This window comes from Pigmentiphaga sp. MLSB6-MA01, from assembly GCF_058793475.1.
In genome coordinates this window covers 382,809-397,096 of record NZ_JBXAFV010000003.1, presented here as the reverse complement: position 1 = coordinate 397,096, position 14,288 = coordinate 382,809, and the positions used below count along the sequence as shown (strand labels likewise).

Annotated in this window: 16 protein-coding genes; 5 read left to right on the top strand and 11 right to left on the bottom strand. The window is 70.2% G+C overall.

Annotated elements, in window-relative coordinates:
• Positions 1 to 897, bottom strand: a complete 897-nt coding sequence (locus AC1Q6E_RS07460) for a LysR family transcriptional regulator (RefSeq protein WP_492572486.1) — start codon at positions 895 to 897, stop codon at positions 1 to 3.
• Positions 898 to 1,089: 192 nt separating this feature from the next.
• On the opposite strand from AC1Q6E_RS07460, the gene AC1Q6E_RS07455 reads away from it, so the two are divergent.
• From AC1Q6E_RS07455 to AC1Q6E_RS07440, 4 genes are read left to right on the top strand one after another with little or no spacing between them, the layout of a single operon-like run.
• Positions 1,090 to 2,160, top strand: a complete 1,071-nt coding sequence (locus AC1Q6E_RS07455; protein WP_492572485.1) for an enoyl-CoA hydratase/isomerase family protein — start codon at positions 1,090 to 1,092, stop codon at positions 2,158 to 2,160.
• Complete coding sequence (locus AC1Q6E_RS07450) at positions 2,144 to 4,291, top strand: acetate--CoA ligase family protein (RefSeq protein WP_492572484.1); 2,148 nt, start codon at positions 2,144 to 2,146, stop codon at positions 4,289 to 4,291. The genes AC1Q6E_RS07455 and AC1Q6E_RS07450 overlap by 17 nt, the downstream gene beginning before the upstream one ends.
• A complete protein-coding gene (locus AC1Q6E_RS07445; RefSeq protein ID WP_492572483.1) occupies positions 4,288 to 4,878 on the top strand; it encodes a 2-hydroxychromene-2-carboxylate isomerase in 591 nt (196 codons plus the stop codon). The genes AC1Q6E_RS07450 and AC1Q6E_RS07445 overlap by 4 nt, the downstream gene beginning before the upstream one ends.
• 14 nt (positions 4,879 to 4,892) lie before the next feature.
• On the top strand, positions 4,893 to 5,870 hold the full coding sequence (locus tag AC1Q6E_RS07440; RefSeq protein ID WP_152797979.1) for a Bug family tripartite tricarboxylate transporter substrate binding protein: 978 nt from the start codon (positions 4,893 to 4,895) through the stop codon (positions 5,868 to 5,870).
• On the opposite strand, the gene AC1Q6E_RS07435 is transcribed toward AC1Q6E_RS07440, so the two are convergent.
• From AC1Q6E_RS07435 to AC1Q6E_RS07395, 9 genes are all read right to left on the bottom strand, one after another.
• On the bottom strand, positions 5,867 to 6,775 hold the full coding sequence (locus AC1Q6E_RS07435; protein WP_152797980.1) for a LysR substrate-binding domain-containing protein: 909 nt from the start codon (positions 6,773 to 6,775) through the stop codon (positions 5,867 to 5,869). The two genes, AC1Q6E_RS07440 and AC1Q6E_RS07435, sit on opposite strands and share 4 nt — an antisense overlap.
• A gap of 32 nt (positions 6,776 to 6,807) precedes the next feature.
• A complete protein-coding gene (locus tag AC1Q6E_RS07430) occupies positions 6,808 to 7,800 on the bottom strand; it encodes an ABC transporter substrate-binding protein (RefSeq protein WP_152797981.1) in 993 nt (330 codons plus the stop codon).
• 5 nt (positions 7,801 to 7,805) lie between these two features.
• Complete coding sequence (locus tag AC1Q6E_RS07425; RefSeq protein ID WP_492572482.1) at positions 7,806 to 8,093, bottom strand: type II toxin-antitoxin system RelE/ParE family toxin; 288 nt, start codon at positions 8,091 to 8,093, stop codon at positions 7,806 to 7,808.
• Positions 8,090 to 8,377: a CopG family ribbon-helix-helix protein gene (locus tag AC1Q6E_RS07420; RefSeq protein ID WP_152797983.1), complete on the bottom strand. Its 288-nt coding sequence runs from the start codon at positions 8,375 to 8,377 to the stop codon at positions 8,090 to 8,092. The genes AC1Q6E_RS07425 and AC1Q6E_RS07420 overlap by 4 nt, the downstream gene beginning before the upstream one ends.
• A gap of 84 nt (positions 8,378 to 8,461) precedes the next feature.
• Positions 8,462 to 9,229 (bottom strand): ABC transporter permease, encoded by a 768-nt coding sequence (locus AC1Q6E_RS07415; RefSeq protein ID WP_152797984.1) that lies wholly within the window; start codon positions 9,227 to 9,229, stop codon positions 8,462 to 8,464.
• Positions 9,226 to 9,981 carry an ABC transporter ATP-binding protein gene (locus AC1Q6E_RS07410; protein ID WP_152797985.1) on the bottom strand — a complete coding sequence of 252 codons (756 nt, stop codon included), beginning with the start codon at positions 9,979 to 9,981 and terminating at the stop codon, positions 9,226 to 9,228. The genes AC1Q6E_RS07415 and AC1Q6E_RS07410 overlap by 4 nt, the downstream gene beginning before the upstream one ends.
• Positions 9,978 to 10,952 (bottom strand): tRNA 2-thiocytidine(32) synthetase TtcA, encoded by a 975-nt coding sequence (ttcA, locus tag AC1Q6E_RS07405; protein ID WP_152797986.1) that lies wholly within the window; start codon positions 10,950 to 10,952, stop codon positions 9,978 to 9,980. The genes AC1Q6E_RS07410 and ttcA overlap by 4 nt, the downstream gene beginning before the upstream one ends.
• On the bottom strand, positions 10,952 to 11,323 hold the full coding sequence (gene folB / locus AC1Q6E_RS07400) for a dihydroneopterin aldolase (RefSeq protein WP_296557494.1): 372 nt from the start codon (positions 11,321 to 11,323) through the stop codon (positions 10,952 to 10,954). Before folB ends, ttcA begins: the two co-directional genes overlap by 1 nt.
• An 8-nt stretch (positions 11,324 to 11,331) precedes the next feature.
• Positions 11,332 to 12,144 (bottom strand): SDR family oxidoreductase, encoded by an 813-nt coding sequence (locus AC1Q6E_RS07395; RefSeq protein ID WP_152797988.1) that lies wholly within the window; start codon positions 12,142 to 12,144, stop codon positions 11,332 to 11,334.
• 81 nt (positions 12,145 to 12,225) lie between these two features.
• Between AC1Q6E_RS07395 and AC1Q6E_RS07390 the strand changes: the two genes are divergently transcribed.
• Positions 12,226 to 13,383: a class I SAM-dependent methyltransferase gene (locus AC1Q6E_RS07390; RefSeq protein ID WP_492572481.1), complete on the top strand. Its 1,158-nt coding sequence runs from the start codon at positions 12,226 to 12,228 to the stop codon at positions 13,381 to 13,383.
• Between the two features lie 18 nt (positions 13,384 to 13,401).
• Here AC1Q6E_RS07390 and AC1Q6E_RS07385 read toward each other — a convergent pair whose 3' ends face one another.
• The gene (locus tag AC1Q6E_RS07385; RefSeq protein ID WP_152797990.1) at positions 13,402 to 14,265 is read right to left on the bottom strand and encodes an HpcH/HpaI aldolase/citrate lyase family protein; all 864 of its coding nucleotides are present in this window, start codon (positions 14,263 to 14,265) and stop codon (positions 13,402 to 13,404) included.
• Positions 14,266 to 14,288: the final 23 nt, after the last annotated feature.

Below are 14,288 nucleotides of genomic sequence, written 5' to 3'. Positions count from 1 at the left end.
TCAGGCCTCCAGGACGTCCCGGACGGTCTCGATGAAGGGGGCCACGGCCGGGTTGGGGGAGTTCTCCCGCACCGCCAGCGACATGGCGTAGGTCAACGGACGTCCCGAGGCATCGGAGACGTCCACATAGGCCACGTTCTCGATGGCGATGCGCCGGTGGGCCTCGGGAACGATGGCGATGCCGTGGCCCGCGGCGACCAGCGGCAGGCTGATCAGCGCATGGGACGATTCCTGCAGGACGCGGGGATGGAACCCGGCCTGCTGGCAGGTGGCGGCGATGCTGCCGGCAAAGCCGGGACTGTCCGAATGGGCCAGTGTCACCAGCGTTTCGTCGCCCAGCTCCGACAGCGAGATGGCGGGCCTGCCGGCCGCCCAGTGGTCCGCCGGCACGGCCAGGATCAGGCGCTGCGGTGCCAGCGCGAGCATCTCCGCGCCGGGTACCCGGGAGGCGGGCGGCACCAGGAAGGCGGCATCCAGTTCGTCGCGCTGCAACTCCCCCAGGATGCCCACGGTGCTCCCGCTGGACAGCCGCAGCCGGATCTGCGGAAAGCGCCGGGCGAAGACGGGCAGCACCTTGGGAAGCAGGTTCAGCGATGCGCTGGGCACGGCGCAGACGCGCAGGGTGCCGATGCGGCCCTGCGCGGCATCCCGCGTGATCGCCAGCGCGGACTCCGCGCCGTCCAGCAGGCGCCGGGCCTCGCCCAGGAAGGCGCCGCCGGCCACGGTCAGCCGCACGCCCAGGCGGTCCCGCTCGAACAGCGGCGTGCCGATCTCGGCCTCGAGCTTCTTGATGGCGATGCTCAAGGGCGGTTGCGTCATGTTCAGCCGTTCCGCCGCCTTCCGGTAGTTCAACTCGGTGGCGAGCACCACGAATTGCTTGAGTTGGCGAAGATCCATGAAAGGAGGAAGGGCGGACGATGCGGCGGAGCCGGGGGTCGACGCATTCTCGGGTAAAAGCCGGTGTCCCGCAAGCGCGCGCGGCGCGTGGTCTGCGTTGCTCCGCCAGCAACGCAATGTTCCGCCAGCGGTGATTGTCCGCTCCGGGAGCGCCCGCGAGAATGGGCGCCTGGCATCTCCCCTGGCGGTTCCGTGTCTTCTTCCTTCGTTTCTTCCGCGCTGCGGGATGGCATCGCCATCCTGTGGATCGATCATCCTCCGGTCAACGCCATCGGGTCGGAGGTCCGCGCGGCCCTCGGCCAGGCGCTGGGCTGCATCGAGCACGACGCGTCCGTGCGCGGTGTGGTCGTGGCCGGCACGGGGCGCATGTTTTCGGGCGGCGGCGACCTGCGCGAGGTCGGCCGGCCCGATGCCCCGGGCACGGTCCGCATGGCCGATCTCGCCCGGCGCATCGAGACTTTCCCCAAGCCCGTCGTGGCCGCGGTGCGCGGCAAGTGCATAGGCGGCGGCACGCTGCTGTCCCTGGCCTGCCATGCGCGGGTCGGCGCCGACGATGCGTTGCTGATGCTGCCCGAACTGAACCTGGGCCTGGTGCCCGGCGCCGGCGGGACGCAGCGGCTGCCGCGCCTGGTGGGCCTGGAGGCGGCGCTGGACATGGTGGCGCGTGCCCGGGGCGTGGATGCCGCGACCGCGCTGGCCCAGGGGTTGCTGGATGAGGTGGCCGACGATCCGGTGGCCGCCGCCGTGCGCCGCGCGAACGACATCGCGTCGGGCCGCCTGCCGTGGCGGCGCACCGCGGAACTGTCCGTGCCGGGCGGCGTGGATGCCGGCGCGCAGCGGGCGCGCTACCTGGACGTGGCCGCGCAGGTCTTCCCCGGCCGCGATGCCGGTCCGCGAGCCATCGACCTGATCCTGGCCGCCGCGGTCCTGCCCTTCGAACAGGGTTGCGAGGCCGAGCGCGAGTGTTTCGCGCAACTGGCCGCGGGCCCGCAGGCCCGGGCCCTGCTTCATCTGTTCTTCGCCGAGCGCGCGCTGGCCAAGGCCGCCGACGCGCCCGACGCCGCGGCGCGCACCCGCATCGCCCGCCGGCTGCGGGCCGCGGGCGAGCCCGTGCCGCCCTACGCCGCCTGGGCCGAGGCGGCGCGCGCCTGCCTGGCCGAGGGCCTGGCGCCTCGAGCCGAATTCATCGATGTCATCGCCGTCAAGGACTGCGGCTTTCCCGCCTTGTCCGGAGGACCCCTGCACCATGCTGGACCGAATTGAATCCCCCGTCCGCGAGCACGCGGCCGGTTCCCTCGATCCGTTGTTCTCGCCGGCCGCCATCGCCGTGCTGGGGGCTTCGGCCGATCCGCTCAAGATAGGCGGGCGTCCCATCAAGTTCCTGAAGGCGCACGGCTATGCCGGGACCATCCTGCCGGTGAACCCCCGGGGCGGCGAGGTGCAGGGGCTGCCGGCCCTGCGCAGCGTCGGCGAGTTGCCGTGGGGCGTGGACCATGCGGTCGTGGCGCTGCCGGCCTCGGCCGTGCTGGACGCCGCGCAGGCCTGCGCCGACCGCGGGGTGAAGGCAATGACGGTGTTCAGCGCCGGTTTCGCTGAAGTCGGGCCGGAAGGCGCCGCCATGCAGGCCCGGCTGTCGGCGCTGGCGCGCGAAAGCGGCATGCGCATCATCGGTCCGAACTGCATGGGCGTGATGAACTTCCGCGTCGGCCTGATCGCCAGCTTCGCTTTCATGGTGGACCTGGGGCTGCCGCGCCTGGGGCGCACCGCGCTGGTCAGCCAGAGCGGCGCGTTCGGCGGCCAGGCGCTGGTGATGGCCCGCCGCCGCGGCCTGCCGCTGGGCGCCTGGGTGACCACCGGCAACGAGTGCGACGTCGAGATGGCCGACTGCCTGGCCCACTTCGCGCGCGACGACGAGACCGACGTCATCATGGGCTACATGGAAGGCTGCCGCAGCCCCGACCGGCTGGTGCACGCGCTGGCCCTGGCGCGCGAGCGCGGCAAGCGCGTGGTCATGGTCAAGGCGGGCAGCTCGGACGTGGGGCGGGCGGCGGCGCAGTCGCACACGGGCGCGCTGGCCGGCAACGACCGCGTCTTCGACAGCCTGTTCCGCCAGTACGGCGTGCATCGCGCCGACTCCATCGAATCCTTCTTCGATGCCGCCTACGCGGCGGGCAGCGGCAAACGCATCGTCGACGGACGGGTGGGGGTGTTCACCGTGTCGGGCGGCGTGGGTGTGCTGATGGCGGACGTGGCCGAGCAGGAAGGACTGGACATGGCGCCGTTGCCGCAGCCGGCCCAGGACGAGCTGCGCGCCATGCTGCCGCTGGCCGCCGTACGCAATCCGGTGGACGGCACGGCGCAGATCTGGAGCGACATGGAGCTGTTCCGGCGTTTCCTGCGCACGATGCTGCGCGAGGGGCGCTATGAGGCGGTAGTGTTTTTCCTGACCGCGATGCCGTATTCGCCGCCGCTGCAACAGCCGCTGGCCGAGATATTCGCGGATCTGCGCCGCGAGTTTCCCGAGCCGGCCATGGTGCTGTCCATGCTGGCGCCGCAGGCATTGCAGGACCAACTGGCAGACCAGGGATACCTGCTGATCGAGGATGCCTCGCGCGCGATCCGGGCCCTGTCCGCGCTGCGCGCGCTGTCGCGGCCCAGCCCCGGGCCGGCCGATCTCGCCAGCCTGCCGCGCGTGCCCCGGTTCCCGGCGCTGGAAGCGGCCAACGAGCATGCGGCCAAGGAAATCCTGGCCCGGGTCGGGATACCCGTGCTGCCCGAGCGGGCGGTGGCCGACCTCGATGCCGCCTGCGCGGCCGCGTCGGAACTGGACTATCCGGTGGCGCTCAAGGTCCTGTCGCAGGACATCGTGCACAAGAGCGAGGCGGGGGGCGTGGCGCTGGACATCGCCGACGAGGCGGCGCTGCGCGAGGCCTGGGCCGCGATGCGCGCCCGCGTCGCGCAGGCCGCGCCGCGGGCGCGCATCGAGGGCATGCTGGTCGCGCCCATGGCACCCCCGGGCGTGGAAATGATCCTGGGCGTGCAGCGCGACCCCGTCTTCGGCCCGGTGGTGATGGTGGGGATGGGAGGCATCTACGCCGAGCTGCTGGACGACGTATCGCTGCGCATCGCGCCGGTCGATCCCGAGGGCGCGATGAACATGGTGCGCGAACTCAAGGCCTTTCCGCTGCTGGACGGCGCGCGCGGCCGGCCCCGCGCCGACCTGGACGCGCTGGTCCGCGCCATCGTGCGCCTGTCGGTGTTCGCGCATCAGCACGCCGACCGCATCGAGTCCATCGACATCAATCCTTTCCGGGTGTTCGAGGCCGGCCGCGGCGCCGCCGCGCTCGATGCCGTGCTGCTGACCCGGGAGCCGGAAGACGGAGGCCGCGCGTGAAGACCCTGACCTTTTATTTCTCGCTGCTGTCGCCCTGGGTCTACATGGCCGGGCCGAGGCTGCACGAACTGGCCGCCGAGTCGGGCGCCCGTATCATCTACCGTCCCATGGACCTGCTGCGCGTGTTCAAGGAAACCGGCGGCGCGCCGCTGGCGGGACTGCATCCCTCGCGGCGGGCCTACCGGAGCGCGGAGCGTACGCGCTGGGCCCGCCACCTGGGCATGCCCATCAATGACCAGCCGCGCCATCATCCCGTGGACGAATCGTTGGCGGCCTGTTCGGTGCTGGCCGCCGAGCGCGCCGGGCTGCCGGTCTGGCCGCTGGCCCAGGCCATCCTGGCCGGGGTCTGGGTGCGCGACCTGGATATTTCCGATCCGGAGACGCTGGTCCGGATCGCCGACGAGGCCGGCTATCCCGGCCGCGAGCTGGTGGCCGAGGCGGATACTGCGTCCTGCCGCGGCCTGTTCGAGGACCATACCCGGGAAGCGCTGGCCAACGGGATATTCGGCGTGCCGAGCTTCGTCATCGACGGTGAACTGTTCTTCGGACAGGATCGCCTGGATTTCGTGCGGCGGGCGCTTGTTTGACTAAGGAACCCATCATGAATCCTGCAAGGAAACTCTCCGCTTTCATCCTGCTCGCGGCGAGCCTGCTCGGCTGGCAAGGCGCCAGCGCCCAGGCCTACCCGGCCAAGCCCATCCAGTGGATATCGCCCTGGACCGCGGGCGGCGGCAACGACATCCTGTCGCGCGCGCTGGCCGAACAACTGGCCACCCGCCTGGGACAGCCGGTGGTCGTGGAGAACCGGCCCGGCGCCACCGGCACCATCGGTACTTCCCAGGTGGCGCGGGCCGCGCCCGACGGCTACACGCTGACGCTGGCCAGCGCCGCCACGCATGCGACGGCTCCCGCCATCTACAGCAAGCTGACCTACGATCCGGTCAAGGATTTCACGCCCATCACGCTGGTGGCGACCGTGGCCAACGTGCTGGTCATCCATCCTTCGGTGCCGGCGCACAACCTGAAGGAACTGATCGCCTATGCCAAGGCCAATCCGAACAAGCTGAACTTCTCGTCGGTGGGGGCGGGTTCCATCCAGCACCTGTCGGGCGTGATGTTCAATCAGCTGGCCGGCGTGCAGACCGCCCACGTGCCGTACAAGGGCACGGCGCCCGCGGTGGTGGACCTGTTGGCGGGCCGTGTGCAGATGGCTTTCGAGAGCCTGCCCACCATGCTGCCCCACATCCGCAGCGGCGCGCTGCGCGCCATCGGCGTGACCACGCCCAGGCGCTCGGGAGTGCTGCCCGAGCTGCCCACGCTGGCCGAGGCGGGACTGCCGGGCTTCGATGCCTCGCTGTGGTACGCGGTGATGGGTCCGGCGGGCATTCCGCAGCCGGTGGTGAAAGTGCTGCACGACACCGTGGTCGCCAGCCTGCAATCGCCGGAAGTCATGCGGCGCCTGTCCGAGCAGGGCGCGGAACTGGCCACCAGCTCGCCGCAGGAACTGGCCGAGTTCGTCCGCAAGGACACCGAGAAGTGGAGCGGTTTCATCAAGCGCGCTGGCGTGACGCTGGACTAGACCAGGCCCTGGCGCCCACCTTCGATGTGGGCGCGCAGATGGCGCAGGTAGGCGTTGACCGCCGGCGTCAGGCGGCGCCTGCCCAAGACGCAGATTTCGAGCGCGGTCCGGCCCAGCAGCGGATCGGACAAGGGCACGCCCACCACCAGGGCGCCGGGACCCTGCCGGTGCAGGGATACGCCCAGCAGGATGGCGACGCCGCCCTGGTCGCGCACGAAAGCCTGCATGGCCGCGATCGAGCTGGTGACCAGGGCCGGCGCCAGCTCCAGCTTGTCGACGCGGGCCACCGCGTCCAGCAGGTGCCGGATGCCGGTGTCCGGCGGAGGCAGCGCCAGCGGATAGGCCAGCAGCTCGGCCATCGATACCGAGGCCCGTCCGGCCAGCGGATGGCCGGGCCAGACCACCGCGCACAGCGGCGCCGGCAGGCGGACGGCGCATTCGACCGCGCTGGCCGCGCGCGGCGACAGCGCGATGCCGATGTCCGCCCGCCCGGCCTCGATGGCCGCCATGATCTGGTCGCTGCCGTCCATGGCGAGCTCGAAGGTGATGCCGGGGTACTGCCGCCGGAAGGTCGCGATGGTGGAGGCCGCCAGTTCGGCGGCGTGGCCTTCTATGGTGCGCAGTTTCACATGGCCGGTGCGCAGCCCCTTGAGCGCGTCCAGTTCCTCCAGGACCAGCTTGCGGTTCTGGCGCAGGCTCTCGACGTAGTTCAGGTAGACCTCGCCCGCGGGCGTCAGGGTCATGTTGCGGCTGTTGCGGTCGAACAGCTTGATCTGCAGTTCCGATTCCAGGCGGCCGATCTGCCGGCTCACGACCGAGGGCGCGAGGTCCAGCCGCTCCGAGGCCTTGCGTATGCCGCCGCACAGGGCGACCTGGTAGAAGCAGTCGAGTTCGTCGCTATGCACGGCGGGCCCGCCTCGGAAGCGCGCGCGACGGGTCAGGGCAGCACATGGACCTGGTCGACGATGTCGGTCGTGAACGCCGACCGGTAATCGACCTTGGGACTCAAGAGCTTCTCGCGCACCATGAAGTCATAGGTCTTCTTCCAGCGCGCGTCGGTCATGGTCAGCAGGCCCTGCGTCCGGGCGTCGCCGCCGTCGACCAGCCGCGCGTCGCGCAGCGCCTTGACGCCGTAGTCCAGCAGCGCCCGCGTCATCTGCGGGTTGTCCTTCAGGATCAGCGCGTTGCCGGGGGCGGGATTCTTCAGGTAGCTCTTCCAGCCCTCGGCGCTGGCCTCGACGAAGCGGCGGATCGCGTCCTTCTTCGCGTCCAGCCCCGACTTGGTGGCGACGATGGTCTGCGCATACGGGGGGTAGCCGTAGGCACCCAGCAGGAACACCGTGGGCTTGAAGCGGCCCTGGGTCTCGATGGTGTAGGGCTCGGACGCCAGGTAGCCTTGCACCGCGGAGTTCTTGTCCACCAGGAACGGCTGGACCGAAAAGGTATAGGGTTTCTTCTGGGCTTCGGTGAAGCCGTACTTGGTCTTGAGCCAGGGCCAGTAGGTGGTTTCGCTGGCCTGGCCGATGTACAGGGTCTTGCCCTTGAGGTCGCCCAGGGTCTTGGGGCCGGGGTGGGATACCAGGACGGTGGGCGACTGCTGGAAGGTGGTGGCCACCGTGACCAGGGGCAGGCCCTGCTCGACCGCCTTGTAGGTCTGCAGGTCGTCGCCCATGGCGACGTCGTACTGGCCGGCCAGCAGCAATTGCAGCACGTTGATCTGCGGACCGCCCATCTTGATGGTGACGTCCAGCCCGTGCTTCTTGTAGAGGCCTTCGGCCAGGGCCTGGTAGAAACCGCCGTGCTCGGCCTGGGCGTACCAGTTCGAGCCGAAGACGAGCTTGTCGGCGGGCGCGGGGGCCTGGGCGTGGGCCTGGAAGGCCAGGGCCAGAGGCAGGGCGGCCAGGAGGCCCGCGATGGGGGTGTTTTTCATATGCCTCACTCCTTGGATGGTGGCCATTGCCGGGCTGCGTGCAGTACACGCAGTACACGAATTTTCTCGCCGGTCATGTCATAAACCAGCACATAGTGCCTGTGTACGACGAGTTCCCGGGTACCGGCGACACGGCCAGGCAGGCCCATGTCCGGGTGGTCGACCAGGCGGCCGGATTTTTCTTCAAACAGTTCGTCGAGGGCGAGTGCGGCGACAGGGTCGTCGGTCTCGATGTAGTCATAGATCGATTCACGGTCGCCAATGGCCTCGAATGTCCAATACAGTCGGATCATTCCGACTGTTCAAGCCGGCGTCGCGTGGCAGCCCGACGGGCTGCGAATCGGGTTTCGACCTCGGCGGCCGGTGCCAGACGGCCGCCATTCGCGGAGTCCTGCCCGGCTTTCACTTCGCGGCGGAACCAGGCGTCATGTTCGGCCGCTTCATGTTGTTGCTGCACGAACTCGCGCATGAAGTCGCGTAGAAGTTGGGCGCCGGTCCGGTCGCGAGCCTTGGCCGCGGTGGCAAAAGCGGTCTTCAGCGACTCATCGACCCTGAATGTAAAGGTTGCCTCGCTCATGGCGCTGCTCCCGATGTGTTACATGATAAGTACAGGGTAGCACATGAGGCGTGGCGAAAACAGGACAGGCAGGTCCTGGATGGCTTACCGCATCTCGTGCCAGCCCCGCAGCACGACGCGCGACAGCAGCGTCATCGCCGCGAACAGCACCACGCCGGCCAGGGTGATGAGCAGCAGCGCGGCGAACAGGCGGGGAATATTGATCTGGTAGCCGGCCTGCAGGATCTGGTAGGCCAGGCCGGTCTGCGAGCCGCCGGTGCCGGCGACGAATTCGGCCACGACGGCGCCGATCAGGGCCAGGCCGCAGGCGATGCGCAGGCCGCCGAAGAAGGCCGGCAGGGCCGACGGCAGGCGCAGCCGCCACAGGATCTGCCAGCGGCTGGCCCGCTTGAGGCGGAAGAAGTCGAGCAGGCCGGGGTCGATGCTGCGCAGCCCCAGCACGGTGTTGCTGATGATGGGGAAGATCGCGACGATGGTGGCGCACAGGGTCAGCGCCACCAGGGTGTGTTTGACCCAGATGATGATGAGCGGCGCGACCGCCACGATGGGCGTGACCTGGAGCAGTACCGCGTAGGGAAACAGGCTGGCCTCGATGACGCGGCTCTGCACGAACAGGAAGGCCAGCAGCACCCCCAGCACGGTGGCCGCCAGCAGCGCGAGGCCGGTGATTTCCAGCGTGACCCAGAGCGAACCGGACAGGAGGTCCCAGTCCCGCGCCAGGGCCTGGGCCACGTCCGTTGGCGCGGGCACCAGGTAGATGGGGACGTCGAACGCGCGCACCAGGGCCTGCCACAGCCCGATCACGATCAGCGCGACCACGACAGGGGCGCCCAGGCGCAGCCAGGAGTTCATTGCTGCCCCTCCAGCAGCGCCGCCTGCAGGCGCGCGGCCTGCATGGCGAAGGCGGGCGAGACGCGGAAGGCGGCGTCGCGGGCGGAGGCCTCGATGGGAATGTCGGCCACGATGCGGCCGGGCCGGCGCGACAAGACGATGACGCGGCTCGACAGGTAGACGGCCTCGAAGATGCTGTGGGTCACGAACACCACGGTCAGGTTCTGCCGGGCGGCCAGGCCCAGCAGTTCATCGTCCAGGTGCTGGCGGGTGATGTCGTCCAGCGCGCCGAAGGGTTCGTCCATCAGCAGCAGGCTGGGCTCGGTCGCCAGCGCGCGGGCGATGGATACGCGCATGCGCATGCCGCCGGACAGTTCGCTCGGGCGCGCGGCGGCGAAGTCGGTCAATCCCACGCGTTCCAGCGCCTCGCGCACCCGGCCGCGCCGGGCTTCCATGGGCTGCCGGCGCGGGCCGCGCTCCAGGTCCAGGGGCAGCCGCACATTGGTGGCCACCGAGGCCCAGGGCATCAGGGTGGCATCCTGGAACACGTAGGACAGTTCGTCGACCGCGCCATGCCGCCGCAGGCTGCCGGCGGTGGGTGTATCCAGTCCGGCGAAGATGCGCAGCAGGGTGGTCTTGCCGCACCCTGACGGGCCCAGCAGCGTGACGAACTCGCCCGCGCGCACGGTCAGATCTATCGGCGACAGGGCATCCACGCCGTTGGGAAAGCGGCGGGCGACGCCTCGGGCCTCCAGGACCGGCGTGGCGTTCAATGCGCGGGGCCGTCGCGGAAGAAGCGCACGGTGCGTTCGGCCGGGGGGGCGCCGGCCTCGTCGCCGCACGTGGCGGCGGGGGCGGGCTGCGGATCGATGTGGTCGAAAGCGGTATCGCCGTCCGGGTCGGGCACGCCCGTGGGCCGCAGGTTGGCGAAGTCGAACAGGCCGCGGTCCAGCAGGTGCGACGGGGTCACGCGCGACAGGGCGTTGAAGATGTTCTCGATCCGTCCCGGGAAGGCACGCTCCCATTCGTCGATCAGGCGGCCGGCCTCCTTGCGCTTCAGGTTCTCTTGCGAACCGCACAGGTTGCAGGGGATGATGGGGAAGCCCTTCCATTGCGCATAGGCGATCAGGTCGTCTTCCTTGACGTAGGCCAGCGGCCGGATCACCGTGTGGCGGCCGTCGTCCGACACCAGCTTGGGCGGCATGCTCTTCAACTGCCCGCCGTAGAACATGTTCATGAAGAACGTGGCGAGGATGTCGTCGCGATGGTGGCCCAGCGCGATCTTGGTCGCCTTCAGCTCGTCGGCGACGCGGTACAGGATGCCGCGCCGCAGCCGCGAACAGAGCGAGCACATCGTCTTGCCCTCGGGAATGACGCGGGTGACGATGGAATAGGTGTCCTGCGTCTCGATGTGGAAAGGCACGCCCAGCCCGGTCAGGTAGCGCGGCAGGACATCGTCCGGGAAACCGGGCTGCTTCTGGTCGAGGTTGACGGCGACGATGTCGAAGTCGATGGGCGCCCGCTCGCGCAGCTTGAGCAGGAGGTCGAGCATCCCGTAGGAATCCTTGCCGCCCGACAGGCACACCATGACGCGGTCGCCCGCCTCGATCATGTTGAAGTCGCCGATGGCGCGGCCGGTCTCGCGCATCAGGCGCTTTTCCAGCTTGTTGCGCTCGCGTTCCAGCTTGAGCCGCGCGCGGCCGGCGTCCGCGGCAGGGGCGGCGGGGATGACGATGGCGTCCATCAGTGCCCCTGGCCCCGGCTGGCGGATACCTCGATACCCACGGCGGCGCAGTCGGCGAAGGCCTGCGGCTTGGCCACGCGCAGGCGCACGTCGCGGATCTCGGGGAACTGGGCCAGCAGCCGCGCGGCCAGCCGGTCGCACAGCGTTTCGATCAGATTGACGTGGGTGCGCGTGCATTCGTCGATGATGCATTCGCGCAGCCGCCGGTAGTCCAGCACCTCCTGGATGCCGTCATGGGCCGGACGGTCCACGCCTTCCAGGTCGATCTCGGCGTCCACGTGCAGGGGCTGGGTGGCGCCGCGTTCGTGGTCCAGTATGCCGATCTGCGCATCGATGGCCAGGCGGTTGAAGAAAATGCGGCGTGTGCCCATGGTTTTGCTCAAGTCTGGCCGGCGGCGCCCGCCGGCGGGTTCATCATGCTGAAGTCGCGGTCGAAGCCGACCAGGTGTTGTCCGCCGTCCACCAGCAGCGTCGTGCCCGTGATCGAACGGTTCTGCGCCGCGAACAGGACGGCCTGGGCGATATCCTCGGGGTGGCTGGCATGGCCCAGCGGCGACATCGCATGGGTCTGCGCGAACTGCTGGGGAGTCTGCATATGGCTGATCATGGTCAGTCCGGGAGCCACGCCCACGACCCGCACCGCCGGCGCCAGCGCCTGGGCCAGCATGGTCGTGGCGGCTTCCAGCGCCGCCTTGCTCAGCGTGTAGGAGAAGAAATCCGGGTTGTAGTTCCAGAGCTTCTGGTCCAGCAGGTTGACCACCGCCCCGCGCGCATCCGGGCCGCGCCGGGCCACATCGGCCGCCAGCGCGCGCGCCAGGATCACCGGCGCCACCAGATTGGGCAGCATATGGGTCTGCAGCGCCGCCACGTCGAACGAGGCCACGTCGTCGTACTCGAAGGTGGAAGCGTTGTTGACCACGGCGTCCACCCGTCCGAAGGCCGCCTGGACGGCGGGAAGCAGCGTTTCCGCGGCCGCGGGGTCGGCCAGGTCGCAGGCGTAGGCCTCGGCGCGCACCCCCAGCGCCCGCAGCGCATCGCGCGTTTCCAGCGCGGCGTCGCGCGAGGTCGCGTAGTGCACGGCCACGTCCCAGCCCGCGCGGGCGAAGGCCAGGGCGATTTCACGGCCGATGCGGCGTGCGGCGCCGGTGATCAGGACGGCGGGACGGGAGGAGGAAGGGCGCGCTTCGCGCATGGCGAGTCGGTCCGGGATGACGGCAAAACGGGCATTTTAGCAAGGAGGGGGCGCGGCACGCAGTCATGGGAAAATGGCGGCATGACCAAGCTTCCCGATCTCGACCCCGCCTCCAGCGCCCATTCCCGCCTCGTCGCCCGCCATCTCCAGGCGCGGATCCGCGCCGCCGGCGGCTGGCTGCCGTTCGACCAGTGGATGGAAGAGGCCCTGTATGCGCCCGGCCTGGGCTATTACGCCGCCGGCAGCGCCAAGCTGGCCGAGGGCGGGCGGCATCCGTCCGGGGATTTCGTGACCGCGCCCGAGCTCACGCCCCTGTTCGCGCAGACCCTGGCGCGGCAGGTGGCGGAGGTGCTCAAGGCCTGCGGCGGCGCCGAGGTGCTGGAGTTCGGCGCCGGCACCGGCGCCCTGGCCGAAGGAGTGCTGGCGGCGCTGGACGAGCTGGGCATGCCGGCGCGCTACCGCATCGTGGAACTGTCGGCGGACCTGCGCGATCGCCAGCGCGCGCGGCTGGCGGCCTATGGCGACCGCGTGGCATGGCTGGATGCCTTGCCCGACGCCTTCGTCGGCTGCGTGGTGGCCAACGAGGTGCTCGATGCCATGCCCGTGCGGTTGTTCCGCTGGACCGGGGACGGCCTGGAGGAGCGGGGCGTCGCCCTGGAGGGCGACGAGCGCTTCGTCTGGCAGCACCGTGCCGCGCCGGCCGGGCTGGCGCAGGCGGTCATGGCGCGGATGCCGCCGCTGCCGGGCTACGTGTCCGAGATCAACCTGCGGGGCGAAGCCTTCGTGCGCGGCATGGGCGCGTGGCTGAAGGCGGGCGCGGCGCTGTTGATCGACTATGGATTCGCGCGTGCCGAGTACTATCATCCGCAGCGCGCCGAGGGCACCCTGATGTGCCACCTGCGGCACGTGGCGCATGCCGATCCGTTCGCCGCCGTGGGGGTGCAGGACATCACTGCCCACGTCGATTTCACCGCCATGGCGGAGGCGGCGGCCGAAGGCGGCCTGGACGTGCTGGGCTATGCCTCGCAAGCCGCCTTCCTGATGAACGCCGGGCTGATGGATTTGCTGTCCCGCGTGGACCCGGCCGACGTGCAGGCGTATGCGCGGGCGGTGGCGCCGGTGCAGAAACTGCTGTCGCCGGCCGAGATGGGCGAGTTGTTCAAGGTCCTGGCGGTGGGGCGCGGCGTGGCGCGGCCGCTGTCGGGATTCGGCCGCGGCGACCGCAGCCACGCGTTGTAGGCCGGGCCAGGGCGGGCGCTACGCCGTCAGTCCCAGGCGGCGCGCGGTTGCCATGATGGCGCGGGCGCGCCGGATGAACGGCGCGTCCACCATGCGGCCGTCCACCGTGAAGGCACCCAGCCCGGCGCGCTCCGCTTCCTGTTCCGCCTGCAGTACCCGGGCCGCGTGCCGGATTTCCTCGTCGCCGGGCCGGAAGGCCTCGTTGGCCGCGGCCACCTGGCTGGGATGGATGCAGCTCTTGCCCACGTAGCCCAGCCGTCTGGCCATGTGCGCCTCGGCCAGGTAGCCGTCGCGGTCGGCAATGTCGGCGTAGGCGCCGTCGCACGCCCAGACGCCCGCCCGGCCGGCGGCCAGCCGTATGGCCAGCAGCACGTGGTGGACGGCGGCGGTGTCGCGGCGGTCCACGCCCAGGTCCTCGAAAAGGTCGCCCAGGCCCACCTGCAGGCCCGCCACGCGAGGGTGGGCGCGGGCCAATTCCGCGGCCCGCGCCAGCGCTTCGGGGGTTTCGATGTTGACCAGCAGACCTATCGGCCGGGTGATGCCCCGTTGGCGCTCGAGTTCGTCCAGCCGCCGGGCGGCGGCCTGGACGGCATGCGGCGTTTCGGCCTTGGGCAGGTTGAGCAGGTCCAGCGCGGGCAGCGCCACCGCGTCCAGGTCGGCCTCGAAGTGCGGGCTGTCCGGGCCGTTGACGCGTACGACCATGACCTTGCCCGGCTCGGCCGGCCGCGAGGCGAGAAAGGCGGCGACGGCCGCGCGCGCCTCGTGCTTGCGCGTGTCCTGGACCGAGTCTTCCAGGTCGAACGACAGCGCGTCGGCCTCGCCGGCCAGCGCCTTGGAGAACAGCTCGGGCCGCGAGCCGGGTACGAAGAGTTTGCTGCGCATGGCGTGTTCCTGGAAGGATGCGG

Excerpts from the sequence above, each read along its gene's own strand:
- AC1Q6E_RS07460 (WP_492572486.1), bottom strand. The coding sequence starts at position 897 with ATGGATCTTCGCCAACTCAAGCAATTCGTGGTGCTCGCCACCGAGTTG.
- AC1Q6E_RS07450 (WP_492572484.1), top strand. The coding sequence starts at position 2,144 with ATGCTGGACCGAATTGAATCCCCCGTCCGCGAGCACGCGGCCGGTTCC.
- AC1Q6E_RS07440 (WP_152797979.1), top strand. The coding sequence starts at position 4,893 with ATGAATCCTGCAAGGAAACTCTCCGCTTTCATCCTGCTCGCGGCGAGC.
- AC1Q6E_RS07430 (WP_152797981.1), bottom strand. The coding sequence starts at position 7,800 with ATGAAAAACACCCCCATCGCGGGCCTCCTGGCCGCCCTGCCTCTGGCC.
- AC1Q6E_RS07425 (WP_492572482.1), bottom strand. The coding sequence starts at position 8,093 with ATGATCCGACTGTATTGGACATTCGAGGCCATTGGCGACCGTGAATCG.
- AC1Q6E_RS07420 (WP_152797983.1), bottom strand. The coding sequence starts at position 8,377 with ATGAGCGAGGCAACCTTTACATTCAGGGTCGATGAGTCGCTGAAGACC.
- AC1Q6E_RS07415 (WP_152797984.1), bottom strand. The coding sequence starts at position 9,229 with ATGAACTCCTGGCTGCGCCTGGGCGCCCCTGTCGTGGTCGCGCTGATC.
- ttcA (WP_152797986.1), bottom strand. The coding sequence starts at position 10,952 with ATGGACGCCATCGTCATCCCCGCCGCCCCTGCCGCGGACGCCGGCCGC.
- folB (WP_296557494.1), bottom strand. The coding sequence starts at position 11,323 with ATGGGCACACGCCGCATTTTCTTCAACCGCCTGGCCATCGATGCGCAG.
- AC1Q6E_RS07395 (WP_152797988.1), bottom strand. The coding sequence starts at position 12,144 with ATGCGCGAAGCGCGCCCTTCCTCCTCCCGTCCCGCCGTCCTGATCACC.
- AC1Q6E_RS07390 (WP_492572481.1), top strand. The coding sequence starts at position 12,226 with ATGACCAAGCTTCCCGATCTCGACCCCGCCTCCAGCGCCCATTCCCGC.
- AC1Q6E_RS07385 (WP_152797990.1), bottom strand. The coding sequence starts at position 14,265 with ATGCGCAGCAAACTCTTCGTACCCGGCTCGCGGCCCGAGCTGTTCTCC.